This is a genomic window from Pseudovibrio sp. Ad46, from assembly GCF_001623065.1.
Classification (GTDB): Bacteria; Pseudomonadota; Alphaproteobacteria; order Rhizobiales; family Stappiaceae; genus Pseudovibrio.
Window position 1 is genome coordinate 418,238 of sequence record NZ_LMCG01000080.1, and the last position, 16,037, is coordinate 434,274.

The following is a 16,037-nucleotide window of genomic DNA, read 5'->3' on the forward strand; positions in this document are numbered from 1 at the left end:
ATCTCAGGCGGTCTCTTCTTCCAGACGAACCAGCACATCGCGGCTGTTCACTTGTGCACCTTCCTGCGTCCCAAGTTCAGCAACAACACCATCACGCGGTGCCGTCAGCTCGTGCTGCATCTTCATCGCTTCCAGAACCAGCAGCACATCTCCTTTGGAGACTTGCGCACCTTGCTCTGTCTTCAAAGCAACAACAGCACCCGGCATCGGGGCAATAATCGAGCTGGAAGCAGCCGAATTGTCTTCTCTCTTGGAGCTGAAACTCTGCTCTTCGAAGAACTGCGTCTGCCCCTCCAACGAGATCCAAAGCCCACCTTCAGGCGCTTCACTCACAAAGGCAGAGCGACGAACGCCGTCCGCTTCAAAAACAATGTTGCCGCGATCTTCACCTGTAAGAACCCGCAGGTCTTCCCGCGCAGAGACTTGCTCACCATCCAGCTTGATCATTACGGGCAGAGGTGTCGCTGTCGTCCAGCGGTTTTGACCTTTGCTTCGCGCAAACAGGCAAACGGCAAGATCCCGCATAAGCTCTCGCGCTGCATCAGCCGCAACAGAGCCAAGTTCACGATCATTAAGGAACGCCGTCGTCGCCTTGCCAGCTGCAAACACATCATCCTGCAACACACTCTTCAGGAAGGAGCCATTGTGAACCAGCCCTTGCAGAACCAACTCATCCAGCCCGCGCAGCAGCTTACGCCGTGCTTCATCCCGATCACTGCCATGCGCAATCAGCTTGGCAATCATTGGATCGTAGTAGGATGAAATCTCGCTCCCCTGCTCAATGGCACTATCAACGCGCACGGAAAGGTCATTGCCATTCCACGCCAACACCGTTCCAGTTTGCGGCAGAAAACCAGCGTCCGCATCCTCTGCATAGAGACGCAACTCCATGGCATGGCCACTGAAGGAAATATCCTCTTGGCTCAGCGGTAAAGGCTTTCCGGCAGCAACATCCAGCTGCCAGGCAACCAGATCCTGCCCGGTAATTTCCTCCGTCACCGGATGCTCCACCTGCAGGCGGGTATTCATCTCCATGAAGTAGAAACTGCCATCTTCCACCAGCAAAAACTCAACGGTTCCTGCGCCGCGATAACCAATGGCCCGCGCCGCATCAACAGCAGCCTGCCCCATCGCCGCACGGATTTTCGGCGTAACCGATGGTCCCGGCGCTTCCTCAATCACCTTCTGGTGGCGACGCTGCACAGAACAGTCCCGCTCCCCCAGATGCACCACGCTGCCATGATTATCAGCAAACACCTGAATCTCGACGTGACGCGGATTGATCACCGCCTTTTCAAGAATGAGCTCGCCATTGCCAAAAGCATTTTCAGCTTCAGATGCAGCCGCCGCCAGCTTGTCTTCAAGCCCACTCAGGTCTTCAACCAAGCGCAGGCCGCGCCCGCCGCCACCAGCAGACGCCTTGATCATCAACGGCACGCCAATACGCGCTGCTTCTGCAGCCAATGTCTCCGTAGACTGATCCGCACCAGAATATCCCGGCACACACGGCACGCCCGCCTCAATCATCCGCAGTTTGGAAAGCCGCTTGGAGCCCATCAACTCAATCGCTTCCGCAGGCGGACCAATGAACACCAGTCCCGCATCTGCACAAGCGCGCGCAAACTCCGCGTTTTCTGCCAGAAACCCATATCCCGGATGAACAGCCTGTGCGCCGGTTTTACGGGCAGCTTCCAATATAGCTTCAATATTCAGGTAGGAGTCTGCTGGTGTTGCCCCGCCAATACACGCTGCAATATCAGCGTCTTCAACATGAGGAGCCGTTGCATCAGCCTCGGAATAAACAGCAATACTCCGATAGCCCTTTTGCCGCGCAGTGCGGAACACTCGGCGAGCAATCTCCCCCCGATTGGCGACCAGGACACTATCAAACATCGAAAATTCCCTTCACAGTGCCAAAACTTCTCGCATCAGAAAACAGCTTATTCAGCTGCTTCCTTCTGCATTGCACGGTTCTTCTTTGGGTTTGGCAACGTATTATCCAGCTTACAAATGATGGAGAGCATCACTTCATCAGCACCGCCACCAATGGACGTCAGGCGGCTATCCCGCAGGAACTGGCTCACAGGGCTGTCCCACATGTAACCCATGCCACCCCAGAACTGCAGACAGGAGTCCGCAAGCTCACGAGACAAACGACCAGCCTTCAGCTTCGCCATGGAAGCAAGACGTGTCACATTCTCACCGCGCACCATGGCTTCAACACACTTTTCAGAAAGCGCGCGCAGCAGCTCTACTTCAGTGCGCAGTTCTGACAAGCGGAAGTGAACCACCTGGAAGTCCAGAACACTCTGATTGAACGCAGCACGCTCACGGCAGTAATCTTCGGTCAGCTGAATAATGCGGTCCATGCCATCAACAAGCGATAAGGCACACCACAGGCGCTCCTCCTGGAACTGCAGCATCTGGTACATAAAGCCAGCGCCCTCGGTCCCAATCAGATTGCGCTGAGGAACACGCACGTCATCAAAGAAGATCTGCGCCGTATCAGAAGAGCGCTGACCAAGCTTGTTCAGACGATCCGACTTGGTGATACCAGCACTGTCCATCGGCACGACAATCAGCGATTTGTTCTGGTGCTTATGTCCGTCACTGGTGTTCACCAGCATGCACATGTAATCCGCTTGAGTGGAGTTGGTGATCCACATCTTGGAACCGTTGATGATGTAGTCATCACCATCTTTCACGGCGTTACTCTTGATGTTCGCCACATCAGACCCGGCATGGGCTTCAGAAACGCCAACGCAGGCCACCATGTCACCGGCAATCGCAGGGGCTAGATAATCCCGGCGCAGCTCATCAGATCCAAAACGTGAAAGAGCCGGGGTCGCCATGTCGGTTTGCACGCCAATCGCCATGGGCACACCACCACAGGCACACGCGCCCAGCGCTTCAATGGTCATGGCCTGATAGGAGTAATCAAGGCCCATCCCGCCATACTCTTCTGGCTTGTTGACACCAAGAAAACCGAGATCACCCATTTTCTTGAAAAGTTCATGAGCCGGGAAGATACCTGCCTCTTCCCATTCCTGCACATGCGGGTTGATTTCGGCCTCGACGAACTTGACCACCGCACTTTTCATTTTCCGATGTTCTTCAGTATATTCCATCGTGAAACCCTCATGTTGAACTGTACTCAAAGAGCCGAATGGCGCTGCTCTGCCTAGCCGCGCGCGACCCCGAATGCTGTTGGATTAAGCTGACGTTTCCTGGCATCTGCACAAACAGATAGGGCCAATGAGACAACGCGGCGCGTGTCTCTTGGATCAATGATCCCATCATCCCAAAGCCGCGCCGTCGCAAACAGCGCTGTGGTCTCTGGCGACATCTGGTCAACGATCTTCTGCGCCATCTGGTCAGTCATGCCATCTGGAATCTCTTGTCCCATCTTCGCAAACTTCTCTTCAGTGATGATCTTCATCACCGTCGCCGCCTGCTCAGGTCCCATCACACCAACTTTGGCGGAGGGCCATGAGAAGATGAAATCAGGATCAAACCCACGGCCACACATGCCGTAGTTACCAGCACCCCAGGCACCACCAACAACAATGGTCACTTTAGGAACTGTGGCATTGGCAACCGCCTGGATCATCTTGGACCCATGCTTGACGATCCCGCCTGTCTCCGCATCCCGGCCAACCAGATAACCCGTAGTGTTCATCAGGAAGAGCAGCGGCGTATTGCTCTGGCAACACAGCTGAATAAACTGAGCCGCCTTCACCGCGCCCTGCGGATCAATCGGACCGTTATTGCCTAAGATACCAACCGTCTGCCCATCAATGCGAGCATGACCACAAACCGTGGCTCCACCAAATTCCTTCTTGAAATCAAGGAAGTCAGAGCCGTCCGTGATGCGAGCAATAATCTCGCGCACATCATACGGTTTCTTGGCATCCTCAGGCACGATGCCCAGCAGATCCGTGGCATCATAAAAAGGCTGTTTGCCACCTTCCGCCTCGACCGGCGCATCCCAAGGCAGATGGTCAACAATCTCACGCGCGGTCTCGACGCCGTGCGCATCATCCTCTGCCAAGTATTCCGCTGTGCCAGCTGTGTTGTAATGCAGCTCCGCACCGCCCAGCTCTTCATCTGTCGCAATCTCACCCGTTGCCGCTTTCAGCAGCGGCGGACCGGCCAGAAAGATCTTCGACTTGCCGCGCACCACAACAGTGTAGTCCGACAGCCCCGGCATATACGCACCACCAGCCGTCGAGGACCCATGCACCACCGTCACCTGCGGAATGCCTGCCGCAGACATACGCGCTTGATTGGCAAACGCCCGACCGCCCTCAACAAACAGCTCGGACTGATACATGAGGTTTGCGCCAGCACTTTCCGTCAGCGCAACAATCGGCAGTTTCTGCTTTTTAGCGATTTCCTGCAGGCGAAGCGTCTTCTTCAGGCCCATCGGAGAGATAGAGCCACCTTTGATCGCAGAGTCCGTCGCCACCACAAGACAGCGTTTGCCAGCAACATAACCGATACCGGCAATCGAGCCGCCGCCAGCAACATTCTTCTTGCCGTCATCGTCATGCATCTTCAGGCCAGCCAGCGTGGAGATTTCCATAAACGGAGATCCACGATCCAGCAGCAGGCTCACACGATCCCGCGGCAACAACTGACCACGCTTTTCAAACTTCCCGCGCTTGCTCTCGGAGTTCTCCCGAACCTTTGCCTCATACCCACGGAACTCCTCAATGAGAGCTTCCATGAAGGCCTTGTTCTGAGCAAACGCAGCGCTGCCTCTATCGACTGAGGAGGTTAACTTGGGCATTTGTCTTTCTCCCAAGCTTTAAGGGCCCTAGGCTTCTCATAGCGATGAAACCCTTGGTATTCCTTCATATTCGCATTGTCGCCAACCGGCATCAGGTTGGTCCAGAGCGGCGCTCCACCATCCACGCCAATACACTGTCCAGTCATGAACGCAGCTCCCGGAGAAAGCAGGAAGTTCACCAGTGAGGCAACCTCAGCTTCCGTGCCCAGACGACGCGCAAGATTGTTGTCCGCCATCCGCGCAAACATGGTTTTGATGAAGTTTTCGTCGTAGGTGTCAAAGCCGGAAGACGCGATCCAACCCGGCGCAACCGCATTCACCCGCACACCTGCTTCGGCCCATTCAACGGCCAGCGTCATGGTCAGGTTCTGCATACCGGCTCGTGCCACACCAGAGTGCGCCATACCCGGCATACCGCGCCACATGTCTGCAACGATGTTGACAATGGCACCACCTTTGCTCTTGCGCATACCCTGATTGTAAACCTCACGCGCCATCAAAAAGCCGCCAGTGACGTTGGTCTCGACAACCGCGTCAAAGCCCTTCTTCTTGATTGACGCCGCAGGGCTTGGGTACTGCCCGCCCGCATTGTTCACGAGGCCATGGATCACACCACGCTCCGCAACAATCTTGGCGACGGTTTCACCAACAGCGTCTTCATTGCGAATGTCCAGCGAGTGCGTAGAAACCTCGCCGCCATCCTCACGAATTTCATCAGCCACCGCATCAAGCTTTGCCTGCTTGCGGCCAAGGAGAACGGTATGGGCACCCAACGCTGCAAGTTCGTGGGCGATACAGCGACCAATGCCACTGCCTCCCCCAGTCACAATCATTGTTTGTCCATCAAACAACCCATCTCGCAGGACTGATGCGTAACGGGACGGTTCATTGCTCATTCCAAATTCTCCCTGCCACTCACGCGGCTTATTCAAACAGAGGCCCTCGCCTCAAAATTCCCGGTTTGGGGTGACCGCGTCACCCCAAACCATTGTCAGTCTTTCAGGCCGGCGCACCAGCCGCAGCACCGCATTCATCTTCCCAAACCACCGGACGATCAGGCATACCTTGCACCACCTCTTGGTAGCGATCTTCAAGGCGTGTTCTTTTGATCTTCATGGTCGGGGTGAGATAACCATTCTCAATGGTCCACATGTCGTTTGCGACAATGATGGAGCTTAGTTTCAAATGGCTTTCAACGGCACTGTTAATGCTGTGATAGGTCTCTTCAAGGCTGGTACGCACCTCTTCGCGCGACAGACCATGGGTCATCTCGCTGGAGAGGAACACCACCGCCGCAGGCTGTGCCAAATCGGACCCCATCACGCAGGCTTGCTCAACATATGTGTTGTCAAACAGCATGGCCTCAATCGGCACCGGCGCAATGTACTTGCCCTTGGAGGATTTGAAGATTTCCTTCACACGGCCCGTAATACGCAAGAACCCATCTGCATCCTGCTCAACCTTGTCACCAGTATGGAACCAGCCATTTTCAATGGTTTCAGCAGTCAGCTCAGGATCCTTGTAGTATCCCTTGGTCACAGCGTCCCCGCGAATGAGAAGTTCACCTTCATCGGTGATCTTGATCTCAAGCCCTGCAAGCGGCGTACCGATTGTGCCGACCTTATCCACACGGAATGGGAAGTGAGAGGACGCAAGACCTGCAGTCTCGGTCATGCCCCATCCCTCAGTAATGTTGATGCCCAGCTTCTGGTACCATTCCAGAACAGCCTTGGAGATTGGTGCTGAACCACTCCCGATGAGCTTTGCGTTGGTCAGGCCAAGCTGTCCGCGGATTTTCCGCTTCACATACCAGCTCAGGATCGGAATGCTCAAAAGCCTGTCCAGCTTCTTCTGCGGGACCTTGGCAAGGATACTGGACTGAAACTTCATCCAGAGACGCGGAACAGAAATGAACATGGTCACTTCAGCTGCCCGTAAATCCTCCGCAAAGGTATCCAGAGACTCCACAAAGCTCACGACCACACCTGCATAAAGGCTCACATGCTCAATAAGAGCACGCTCGGTGATATGCGCCAGCGGAAGATAGGAGATCAGGCGTTCTTCACGGCCCAGTTCCAAAGACTGGGTTGGAGACCATGCGCCATAGGCAATATTGCGCCAGGTGACTTCCACCCCCTTCGGGTTCCCGGTGGAGCCAGAGGTGTAAACAATGGAAAACAGCTCATCCAGCTCTGGCTTGGCCAGCTTATCTTCTGGCAACGGATCATTCGTTTTGACCAGCTCCGTCCAGCTGTGCTCACAATCTATCGTGTTATAGGGAAGCGCGATCTTGACCACGCCCTCAGGAATACCTTGCTGGCTCGGCGCAAAGTCATCCAGCTTGCCCATAAACAGCGCTTTGATATCTGCATGATTGATGATGTAGCTGATCGTGTCCGCTGAGGCGGTGTAATAAATTGGTGTCGAGATATAACCAGCGGCCTGAATTGCAAAGTCAGCCAAAAACCATTCAGCGCAGTTCTTGGAGAGAATACCAATCCGGTCTCCCGGCTGGAAACCCATTGACTGGAGCGCAGCAGCCACACGCCGGACGGTGTCGTAACACTCCTTCCAGGTGAATTCTATGAACTGCCGGTTCACGGGTTGTCGCAGATAAACCGAGTTTGGTTTATCTGTGGCCCATTTTTGCAGCATTTCAATTGGCAGTGCGTACTGTGTACCCATGTTCCCTCCTCTGATGTGTTGGTTCAGCCTCCCCGCTGGTTCCAACACTATCGTTATTGCGCGATAGACTTCGGCATTATAGTCAGCTCATACGTATATGAGCATACCCTGCATTTCTTCTTCCTTCACCGCATTCGAACATCTGTTATCGGGTAAACGCATACCCCAGAATTTAAGGGGTCACCTAAGGAGCCCAGGAAGGTTTGCGTTTTTGTAAAAACGACTTCACACCTTCCTGTCCCTCTTCCCCAACGATAGCTCTTGCAAAATGAGCAGCCGCGCTGTGGCGCAACTCTTCCTGTTCAAGGAAAAGCGTCTCCTCAACCACCTGTTTGGTGGCCGCAACAGCATCTGGCGCACAAGCCAGAACTTGCTGTTTCAGGTCCGCTTCTGCTATCTCAAGCGCTGCCTGATCTGCAACAGCTTCATCGACCAGACCGATATCAAAGGCCTCGACACCGGTCAATTTGCTCCCCAACACGAGCATTTTCTTGGCTTTCTGGTAGCCCAGACGTTTGGTCACGTACTGAGCAATCTGAGCAGGCGGCAAGCCAATCCGCGTCTCAGTAAAAGCAAATTTGGCGTCTTGCGTTGCGACCACAAAGTCGCAGGCACTGGCCATACCAAGGCCACCAGCCATGGCGGCCCCCTCCACCAAAGCAATGGTCACTTGCGGCTGATTGGCGATCATTCCAAAAAACGCTGCAGCTTCCAGACTGATCTTTTGCGCAATCGCCTCGGCCTCATCACCACCAGCCATAATCTGCTGGAAGGACTTCAGATCACCACCAGCACAGAACACACCGCCAGCACCAGTGAACGTGATGCCACGCACGCTGCGATCGTCCTGCACATCCCGCAGAACTCTGGAGATTTCAGCAATCACCTCGCCTGTCAGCGGATTGCGCTTCTCGGGCTGGTTCAAAGTGATGGTCATCCAACCATCTTTTTGAGCCACAAGAACGGCAGAAGTTGTTGAAGCATCACTCATCACATCACCTCCTGCGCAATGGACTGCGGAACCGGAACACTCTGTGTCAGCAAGATCTGGCTGTACGCCTTTGCTTGCGGGTCCAACCGCAAGCTGGCAATGCCACCGCCGCCAAGCACATCATCAATCAGGAAATTCAGCGCATGACAGCCCGGCAGGTAGAAACGAGCCACCTTGCCCGGATTGAAATGCGCAAAGGTCTTGGCAACAGCCTCTTCACTCAGCGCCGCCGCAATCCACGGCAACCACTCCGCTTTCCGCGCAATCACGCCAATGTTCGCTTTATCGCCTTTGTCACCGCTACGCGCATAAGCCAGCTTGATCAGCGGAACCTCAACCATCGCCTCATCAGTCCCAGCCATATCAGGAACCTCAGCACCCTCAACAGCCGCTGCCACACCTGTCGCAATCACAGGCTCAAACGGAACAGGCGCTCCTTCCAGAGAAACCTGAGGCGAAACCGCCGACTGCTCAACAAGGAACGAGAACAACCGCACAACAGGCGACGGCTTAGGCCGGCCACCGTTAAACGTTGTCATCCCCGGAGCAACCGAAAGGCCCAATCCAGTCAGCTCACGCAACAACAAACCAGCAGCACGCTGGTCCATGTGCCGCGCGGCAATCTTCAGGACAACCTCTTCATAGGTGCCCCGGCTCACAGAAGCTGCGCCAACCTGAGATCCTGCCCCCACGATCTCAACGGAAACCTCTTGATAGCCGGGCGCACCAAGCTTTTTCATCACCGTCTCGGCACGGCCAAGAGCAAGGTCCGCAAACGCCTGCGCCTTCTCGCCAGCATCAAAGCCCACGTATGGGATCATCAACCCAATACGGAACCCATCCGCCCAGGTTGCTGAAACCTTCAGACTCTCAGGCGCTGAACGCCCTTTCGCACCAGAAACATGCACGCAATCAGCTGCTTTCGCCTCAACCGTCACCCGCGAAAAATCACAGGTCACATCAGGCAGCAAATAAGCTTGCGGATCACCAATCTCATAGACCAGCTGCTCAGCAACCGTACCAACACTCACAAGCCCGCCACTGCCTTCTGGCTTGCTCAAATCACAGCTGCCATCTTCATAAACTGTCGCAATTGGATAACCGATCTTCTTCACATCCGGCACATCCCGCCAGTCCGTAAAGTTGCCGCCAGTAACCTGCGTCCCGCACTCCAGCAGATGCCCGACAAGGCTCCCTGCGGAAAGGCGATCATAATCCGCCCAGTCCCAGCCAAAGGCATGTGCGCATGCAGCAAGGGTCAACGCACTGTCCGCACATCGGCCTGTAATGACGATATCGGCACCAGCATCCAGAGCAGCAACAACAGGCTGTGCACCTAGATAGGCATTGATGGAGGCAACCTTCTCTGACTTAGGAAAGGCCTCATGAGAGAACATCTCTGTCACACCAGCGGCCTGATACGTCCCGGCCTCCGCTAACAAATCATCACCAGTGACAACCGCAACCTTCAGATCCAGCTTCTGCGCAGCAATCAGTTCACGGATCTTGGAGGCACAACTCTCAGGATTAACACCACCAGCATTGCTGAGAATTTTCGTCTTGGATTCGGCAATAGCCTTCAGGTTCAAGCCAAGCACCTGCTCAACAAAATCCGTCGCATATCCAAGATCAGGAGACTTCTGACGCGCCCTTGCCATGATGGAAAGAGTGATCTCTGCCAGATAGTCGTAAACAATGTAATCGAGCCCTCCAGCGCGCAACAACTGCCCGGTTGACGCACTAGAGTCACCCCAAAAGCCGCAAGCCCCCCCAATGCGAATTGGCTGCTTACGTTTACTAGAGTTTTGATTTTCCGTGGTTTTCATGGTCATTTTAACGGAAACCTCTTTTACATACCAAACGTACGGTATATACTAGTTCCCAATACGTCAAGTGTTTCAGAGAAAACCCCTTCCTAAGGCTAAGGTTGATCATGGTAAGCAAGTTAGACAAGAAGAAGCAGCGCGGTGAAAACACACGCAAAGCCCTCATTAAGTCGACCATCGATTGCCTCGACCGGCTCGGCTATGCAGAAACCTCGATCAATCGCGTGCTGGAAGGCGTTGATGTCAGTCGCGGTGCCCTGATGCACCACTTCCCCTCCAAGGAAGATCTGGTGATTGGAACGGTCGACTTTCTGCTCTCAAGAATTCTGCGCCACTACCAACAGGAAAGCCCAAACTCTTTCCCCTTCGCGCAGGTAACGCATTCTGGTAACGGGACACTCGCCGACGCACTCGTAACCTATTGGAAAAACATCATCGACACACCAGAGGGGCGCGCCTTCTCTGAGATCATCATGGCAACCCGCACGGACAAGGCATTGTCCCTGCGCATCTCTCCCAAACTGGAAGACTGGAACGAGCAGCTCAACCAGTTCTTTCTGCCACCGGGTTTAGATAAAGAGGCCATTGAAGACGTAACTCTAACCCTCCTCATCTGGCGCTCTTTCATCCGTGGCATGATTTTCCAGCAGGAGTTCCACAGCGACCCGGATTACATCGAAAAAATCATCCGCAAATTCGCTATGATCATGGAACCGCATCTGAAGCTGGCTCAAACGCAGAGCGGCACATAACAAATGAGAGCCAGATCGCTGACCTTGGCCGCCAGACAAATGCTCTTGGCAACTTGACCCAAATGCCCTCATTTCCATTAAGTTCTGCCTAGTGATACTGCCAAGTCCCACGGGGCTTTAATCCTTTAAGGCACTGCAAAGGCATATGATCTGCGCTGGTAGAACGCGCGCGCGCTGGATCAGGGAGCCTTTTGACCGATGGACGAGGCATCAAACACACCACAACCCAATACCACCTCCCCTACGGAGCAGGATCCGGTCTGCGGCATGTCCGTAACAGTCACAGCCGACACCCTCTCAGCTGATTTTTCAGGAAAGCCCTACCACTTCTGCTCCGACAAATGCTTCAATAAGTTCGACAGCGATCCCTATTATTACGCCTCGGGTAACAGCAGAAAGCAGCAGGACACACAGGCGCAGGATATCGATTACACCTGCCCCATGCATCCGGAGATCGTCAAGAAAGGCCCCGGCGAATGCCCTATCTGTGGCATGGCACTGGAGCCAGTGACAGTCACCAGCAATGACGAACCCAGCCACGAACTGGTCGACTTCACCAGACGCTTCTGGCTCAGCGCAATCCTCTCAGTTCCCCTGCTCGCCATCACCATGGGCCCCTTCATCGGCCTCCCGTTCCGCGAATGGATCGGAGAACCCACAGCCATCTATGTTGAATTTGTCCTCGCAACACCTGTTGTTCTGTGGGCAGGCACTCCATTGTTCGAGCGCGGCGTCAAATCCATCACCACATGGAACCTCAACATGTGGACGCTCATCACCCTGGGCGTCGGTGCCGCCTATCTTTACTCTCTGGTGGCAACATTCCTGCCCGGCCTGTTCCCCCCAAGCATCCGCGCTGCCACAGGCCATCCTCCGGTCTATTACGAGGCCTCGGCTGTCATCTTGGCGCTGATCTTTATGGGTCAGGTGCTGGAAATGCGAGCCCGCGAGCGCACAGGTGACGCCATCCGCGCCCTGCTTGACCTTGCCCCCAAAACCGCACGCCGTGTGCTGGGTGACGGCACAGAATATGACGCCCCCCTCGAGAACATCATGACGGGCGACAAGCTCCGTGTCCGCCCTGGAGAGGCAGTCCCTGTCGATTCTCGCGTCGTCGATGGTCAATCCTATCTGGATGAAAGCATGATCACCGGCGAACCCATCGCCCTTGAGAAAAACGTCGGAGACACGGTCACAGGTGGAACACTCAACAAAAACGGAACGCTGATCATTGAGGCAACAAACGTCGGCACAGACACCATGCTCTCCAAAATCGTCACCATGGTCTCCTCTGCCCAACGCTCACGCGCGCCCATTCAGGGCATGGCAGATAAAGTCTCGTCTTACTTCGTCCCAACCGTGGTCAGCATCTCCATTCTCTCATTCTTCATCTGGTTGCTCATCGGCCCGGCGCCATCCCTGTCTTACGCCGTCATCGTCGCCGTATCGGTGCTCATCATCGCCTGCCCGTGCGCCCTCGGCCTTGCCACGCCCATGTCCATCATGACTGCCAGTGGCCGGGGTGCACAGGCAGGCGTGCTCATCAAAGATGCCACCGCACTGGAGCTCATGTCCAAAGTCGATACGCTCATTGTCGACAAAACAGGAACCATCACAGAAGGCAAACCGACCGTCACCTCAATCCAGTCTTTCTCTGAGGGTTACACCGAGGACCAACTCCTCCACATCGCGGCCTCCATCGAAAAAGGCTCCGAGCACCCGCTGGCAGAAGCAATCGTCCATGCTGCCTCAGCCAGAAAAATGTCGCTGTCCAACTCCGATGATTTTGAGGCCCACACCGGAAAAGGCGTCAGTGCGAAAGTAGAGGGCAAGCGCTACGCCATCGGCAACCCGGTCGTCTTCAACCTCACCGATAAGATCTCTGAGGATATGAAGCAAAAGCACCAAGCTTTGAGTGCTGCAGGCAACACCAGCATCTATATGTCAAATGAGCAAGACATCATCGGCTTGATCGCCATCTCCGACCCGATCAAAGAAAACGCAGCCGAGGCCATCCAGCAACTGCATGAGGCCGGTATCAAAGTCGTCATGGCAACCGGAGACAATGCCTTAACAGCCAAAGCCGTCGCCAACTCTGTCGGTATTGATGAGTTCAAGGCAGAAGCCTTGCCAGAAGACAAGAAGACACTGGTCGATCAGCTCCATGCATCCGGAGCAATGGTTGCCATGGCAGGCGACGGCGTCAACGACGCACCCGCCCTTGCTTCTGCCGATGTAGGGCTGGCAATGGGAACGGGCGCAGACGTCGCTGTTGAAAGCGCGGGCATCACATTGCTGAATGGCGATCTCACAGGCATTGTGCGTGCCCGCAAGCTCGCCATCGGGTCGTTGCGCAACATCCGCCAGAACCTGTTTCTGGCGTTCGTCTACAACTCCGCAGGTGTCCCCATCGCAGCAGGCATTCTCTACCCCTTCACCGGAGCGCTGCTCTCACCCATGATTGCAGCGCTGGCCATGAGCCTGTCATCCTTCTGCGTGGTGATGAACTCCTTGCGTCTAAAAAACCTGAAGCTCTAATCCGCTACAGTCAGGATTTCAGAAAGAGGCTTCTTCAGCTTCGCCACAGCAGGCACCTTGGCATCTTCAGCCGGGTGGCCAACTGCAATGATCATGATTGGCTTTTCAGAGTCAGGGCGATCCAGCATGCCATTCAAAAATTTCATCGGGTTGGGCGTATGGGTCAGCGAAACCAGCCCTGCATGGTGCAGCGCCGTCAGCAGAAAACCGCAAGCAATGCCAGTGCTTTCAGGCACATAGTAGTTTTTGTAGCGCGTCCCGTCTTCAAACTGCCCCCAACGCTGTGCAAACACAACAATCAGCCACGGCGCGTCTTCCAAGTGGGGCTTGTCGTCATTAGTGCCAATTGGCTCAAGCGCTTTGATCCACTCATCACCCGCACCGCCGTCATAAAACCGGCGCTCTTCTTCCTCCGCACCATCCCGAATACGCTTCTTAAACTCAGGTTGAGAGATCGCCACGAAATGCCAGGGCTGATGGTTCGCACCAGAAGGAGCCGTACCAGCCGTGCGAATGCACTCTTCAATAACCTCTCGGGCAACAGGACGATTTGAAAAATCCCGAACCGTATGGCGACGCTTCATCTTGTCATAAAAGCCTTTCACAGCTTCAAGCATCTGCTCATCGCTCAGGTCCAGACGATCCGGCAAATCCACTGGCTCATAGGTAATGTGTTCTTTGGCAAACATCCTGTTCCCCCGCTTTTCAGGTATTCTTTTGCTTTCCCTCACAAGCCAAACCGACGACAGCCTCCCAGCGTCCGACAGCCCATGTAAGGTCTCAGCGAAAACTAACGGAAGAATACGGCTAAATCTATTGAACTTGCCTCCAGAAAGCTGAACCGGCCTCTAAAAGCCATCACAACGATCCATCCGGCACCCAACGGCGAGATACCTCCGTGCTGTTCTCATAACTGGCCTCAAAGATTGGCGCAGCCAACGTCGCCCGCACATGCAGCGTTCCCTCACCCACATTACAAAACCCATGCAAACGCCCGGCAGGGATCAGGACACTCTGATTACTTGTCGCAACATACCGCTCATCCCCGCAAGTGATTTCCGCAGTCCCGCCAATCACCTCCAAAAGCTCCTCCACCGCATGCAGGTGCAACGGAGCCCCGCTTCCGGGCTCACACCACTGATCGAAAATACAAAGCTGATGAGCACCATTCACAGCAGAGACCCTCATCCGCGTCACCACCCCACCCCGCCACTCTTCCAGTTCCTGCGCATTATGATCAATAAGAGTCATCACAAACTTCCCTTCCTGACAGAAAGACAATCAAAAGCTCACTCTATCTGACAAGTACGAAGAACTCAGAAACTGCAGTATGTAAGGATAATCACATCAGTTGCCGTGAACACGTTTCAGGAAGGTTCCATGTTATCACTGTACATGTGAGGAGTTCGCAAGCTGATAGGGTTGAGCTGCATTGTTGTTAAGTAACTGCACTTGGCACTCAATGAGCGCAAATCACTTATCCCCGACGTGCATTAAGCCCGGTATCAGCGACATCATTTGAGGTAGGGGGATAGATTATTTCTATCCCCTTTCACGGCTTGAGTGCTGAGCTGAATGTTTGCCCGAGTTATCCCACCAATCGCAATCCATTGCAGTCCCACTGCCAATCTTACTTCACCAGCTGGCGAGACACAGCAACGCAGTCTCAACTTTGGTAACGCAAACAAACGCACGTAGGAACGCAAAGCCACTACAACTACCTTTAAGACCAATCAAATTGCATAAAGACAGCCGTAGCAAATACCGCCAACGAACGCAGATAGGAGCGCACCGTCGTTCCGGCGACGTGGTGCAGTTACGGATTCAATCCCACCGATTACATCCTGATGCACAACTGGCCCCGTATTACCTTCGAAAGCGCAGCAATCATAGCGGCACAAATTCGAGTGCAAATACCAGCAAACGCAGATAGCCGCGCAAAGCCATCCCAGTTGCGGTTTAGTTCACTCACGCTGCCCACAGCACCAGCTCATAAATACCGCGGCTTGATCGCCTGTGTTAGTCGCTCTTGAGGTCTAAGGCTCGCCCTTCCCACAGGCTCACTCCCCTTCTCTTTGGGATGCACGGAGGGTAGCTCATGTCTCATAACAGCACCGCGAGGCTATGCGTTTCCATCCCTTGAGGTCGTTGCTTTGGTTTCGCTGAGGCCAACTGTTGGCTGTATATTCAGGGATAAGAGAGTGCTTTGGTGCTGGCGGTTTGGAGCTTTACTCGCTGTGTTTTCAGCCCTCTCATTCAGGACGGCCTAGTTCTAAAACGACAAAAAGCCCCCATGCATTATGCATTGGGGGCTTTTTGTCTGATATGTTTGTTCTGTTTTATTTTGTAGAGATTTGTCGGTGTGTATTATTCATGCCCGGCGGCGCCCTACTCTCCCGCGTCTTAAGACGAAGTACCATTGGCGCAGGGGCGTTTCACTTCCGAGTTCGGGA

The 16,037-nt window shown here is 54.4% G+C and carries 11 protein-coding genes; 2 read left to right on the top strand and 9 right to left on the bottom strand.

Features of this window, described 5'->3' with window-relative positions:
• Nucleotides 1-3: 3 nt before the first annotated feature.
• The 7 genes from PsAD46_RS25220 to PsAD46_RS25250 form a co-directional block, all read right to left on the bottom strand.
• Complete coding sequence (locus tag PsAD46_RS25220; RefSeq protein ID WP_063308126.1) at nucleotides 4-1,893, bottom strand: biotin carboxylase N-terminal domain-containing protein; 1,890 nt, start codon at nucleotides 1,891-1,893, stop codon at nucleotides 4-6.
• Nucleotides 1,894-1,940: 47 nt separating this feature from the next.
• The gene (locus PsAD46_RS25225) at nucleotides 1,941-3,128 is read right to left on the bottom strand and encodes an acyl-CoA dehydrogenase family protein (protein WP_063308127.1); all 1,188 of its coding nucleotides are present in this window, start codon (nucleotides 3,126-3,128) and stop codon (nucleotides 1,941-1,943) included.
• Nucleotides 3,129-3,181: 53 nt separating this feature from the next.
• Nucleotides 3,182-4,792: a carboxyl transferase domain-containing protein gene (locus PsAD46_RS25230; RefSeq protein ID WP_063308128.1), complete on the bottom strand. Its 1,611-nt coding sequence runs from the start codon at nucleotides 4,790-4,792 to the stop codon at nucleotides 3,182-3,184.
• Nucleotides 4,780-5,688, bottom strand: coding sequence for an SDR family oxidoreductase (locus tag PsAD46_RS25235; RefSeq protein ID WP_057461226.1), 909 nt, complete (start codon nucleotides 5,686-5,688; stop codon nucleotides 4,780-4,782). The genes PsAD46_RS25230 and PsAD46_RS25235 overlap by 13 nt, the downstream gene beginning before the upstream one ends.
• Before the next feature lie 103 nt (nucleotides 5,689-5,791).
• Nucleotides 5,792-7,477 carry an AMP-binding protein gene (locus PsAD46_RS25240; protein WP_063308129.1) on the bottom strand — a complete coding sequence of 562 codons (1,686 nt, stop codon included), beginning with the start codon at nucleotides 7,475-7,477 and terminating at the stop codon, nucleotides 5,792-5,794.
• A 184-nt stretch (nucleotides 7,478-7,661) separates the two neighbouring features.
• A complete protein-coding gene (locus tag PsAD46_RS25245) occupies nucleotides 7,662-8,468 on the bottom strand; it encodes an enoyl-CoA hydratase/isomerase family protein (RefSeq protein ID WP_063308130.1) in 807 nt (268 codons plus the stop codon).
• Complete coding sequence (locus PsAD46_RS25250) at nucleotides 8,468-10,300, bottom strand: acyclic terpene utilization AtuA family protein (protein WP_063308131.1); 1,833 nt, start codon at nucleotides 10,298-10,300, stop codon at nucleotides 8,468-8,470. Before PsAD46_RS25250 ends, PsAD46_RS25245 begins: the two co-directional genes overlap by 1 nt.
• A 101-nt stretch (nucleotides 10,301-10,401) precedes the next feature.
• Here PsAD46_RS25250 and PsAD46_RS25255 point away from each other — a divergent pair, with 101 nt between their 5' ends.
• Both PsAD46_RS25255 and PsAD46_RS25260 read left to right on the top strand, forming a co-directional pair.
• Nucleotides 10,402-11,046, top strand: a complete 645-nt coding sequence (locus tag PsAD46_RS25255) for a TetR/AcrR family transcriptional regulator (RefSeq protein ID WP_057461222.1) — start codon at nucleotides 10,402-10,404, stop codon at nucleotides 11,044-11,046.
• A 198-nt stretch (nucleotides 11,047-11,244) separates the two neighbouring features.
• Nucleotides 11,245-13,584, top strand: coding sequence for a heavy metal translocating P-type ATPase (locus tag PsAD46_RS25260; RefSeq protein WP_063308132.1), 2,340 nt, complete (start codon nucleotides 11,245-11,247; stop codon nucleotides 13,582-13,584).
• On the opposite strand, the gene PsAD46_RS25265 is transcribed toward PsAD46_RS25260, so the two are convergent.
• Nucleotides 13,581-14,273, bottom strand: a complete 693-nt coding sequence (locus PsAD46_RS25265; RefSeq protein WP_057461220.1) for a nitroreductase family protein — start codon at nucleotides 14,271-14,273, stop codon at nucleotides 13,581-13,583. The genes PsAD46_RS25260 and PsAD46_RS25265 overlap by 4 nt on opposite strands.
• A 169-nt stretch (nucleotides 14,274-14,442) precedes the next feature.
• A complete protein-coding gene (locus PsAD46_RS25270) occupies nucleotides 14,443-14,835 on the bottom strand; it encodes a cupin domain-containing protein (RefSeq protein ID WP_063294085.1) in 393 nt (130 codons plus the stop codon).
• Nucleotides 14,836-16,037: the final 1,202 nt, after the last annotated feature.

What these genes read in the sequence shown, in the direction of transcription:
- PsAD46_RS25225 (WP_063308127.1), bottom strand. Translation starts at nt 3,128, where the DNA reads ATGGAATATACTGAAGAACATCGGAAAATGAAAAGTGCGGTGGTCAAG.
- PsAD46_RS25265 (WP_057461220.1), bottom strand. Translation starts at nt 14,273, where the DNA reads ATGTTTGCCAAAGAACACATTACCTATGAGCCAGTGGATTTGCCGGAT.
- PsAD46_RS25235 (WP_057461226.1), bottom strand. Translation starts at nt 5,688, where the DNA reads ATGAGCAATGAACCGTCCCGTTACGCATCAGTCCTGCGAGATGGGTTG.
- PsAD46_RS25230 (WP_063308128.1), bottom strand. Translation starts at nt 4,792, where the DNA reads ATGCCCAAGTTAACCTCCTCAGTCGATAGAGGCAGCGCTGCGTTTGCT.
- PsAD46_RS25250 (WP_063308131.1), bottom strand. Translation starts at nt 10,300, where the DNA reads ATGACCATGAAAACCACGGAAAATCAAAACTCTAGTAAACGTAAGCAG.
- PsAD46_RS25245 (WP_063308130.1), bottom strand. Translation starts at nt 8,468, where the DNA reads ATGAGTGATGCTTCAACAACTTCTGCCGTTCTTGTGGCTCAAAAAGAT.
- PsAD46_RS25255 (WP_057461222.1), top strand. Translation starts at nt 10,402, where the DNA reads ATGGTAAGCAAGTTAGACAAGAAGAAGCAGCGCGGTGAAAACACACGC.
- PsAD46_RS25220 (WP_063308126.1), bottom strand. Translation starts at nt 1,893, where the DNA reads ATGTTTGATAGTGTCCTGGTCGCCAATCGGGGGGAGATTGCTCGCCGA.
- PsAD46_RS25270 (WP_063294085.1), bottom strand. Translation starts at nt 14,835, where the DNA reads ATGACTCTTATTGATCATAATGCGCAGGAACTGGAAGAGTGGCGGGGT.
- PsAD46_RS25260 (WP_063308132.1), top strand. Translation starts at nt 11,245, where the DNA reads ATGGACGAGGCATCAAACACACCACAACCCAATACCACCTCCCCTACG.
- PsAD46_RS25240 (WP_063308129.1), bottom strand. Translation starts at nt 7,477, where the DNA reads ATGGGTACACAGTACGCACTGCCAATTGAAATGCTGCAAAAATGGGCC.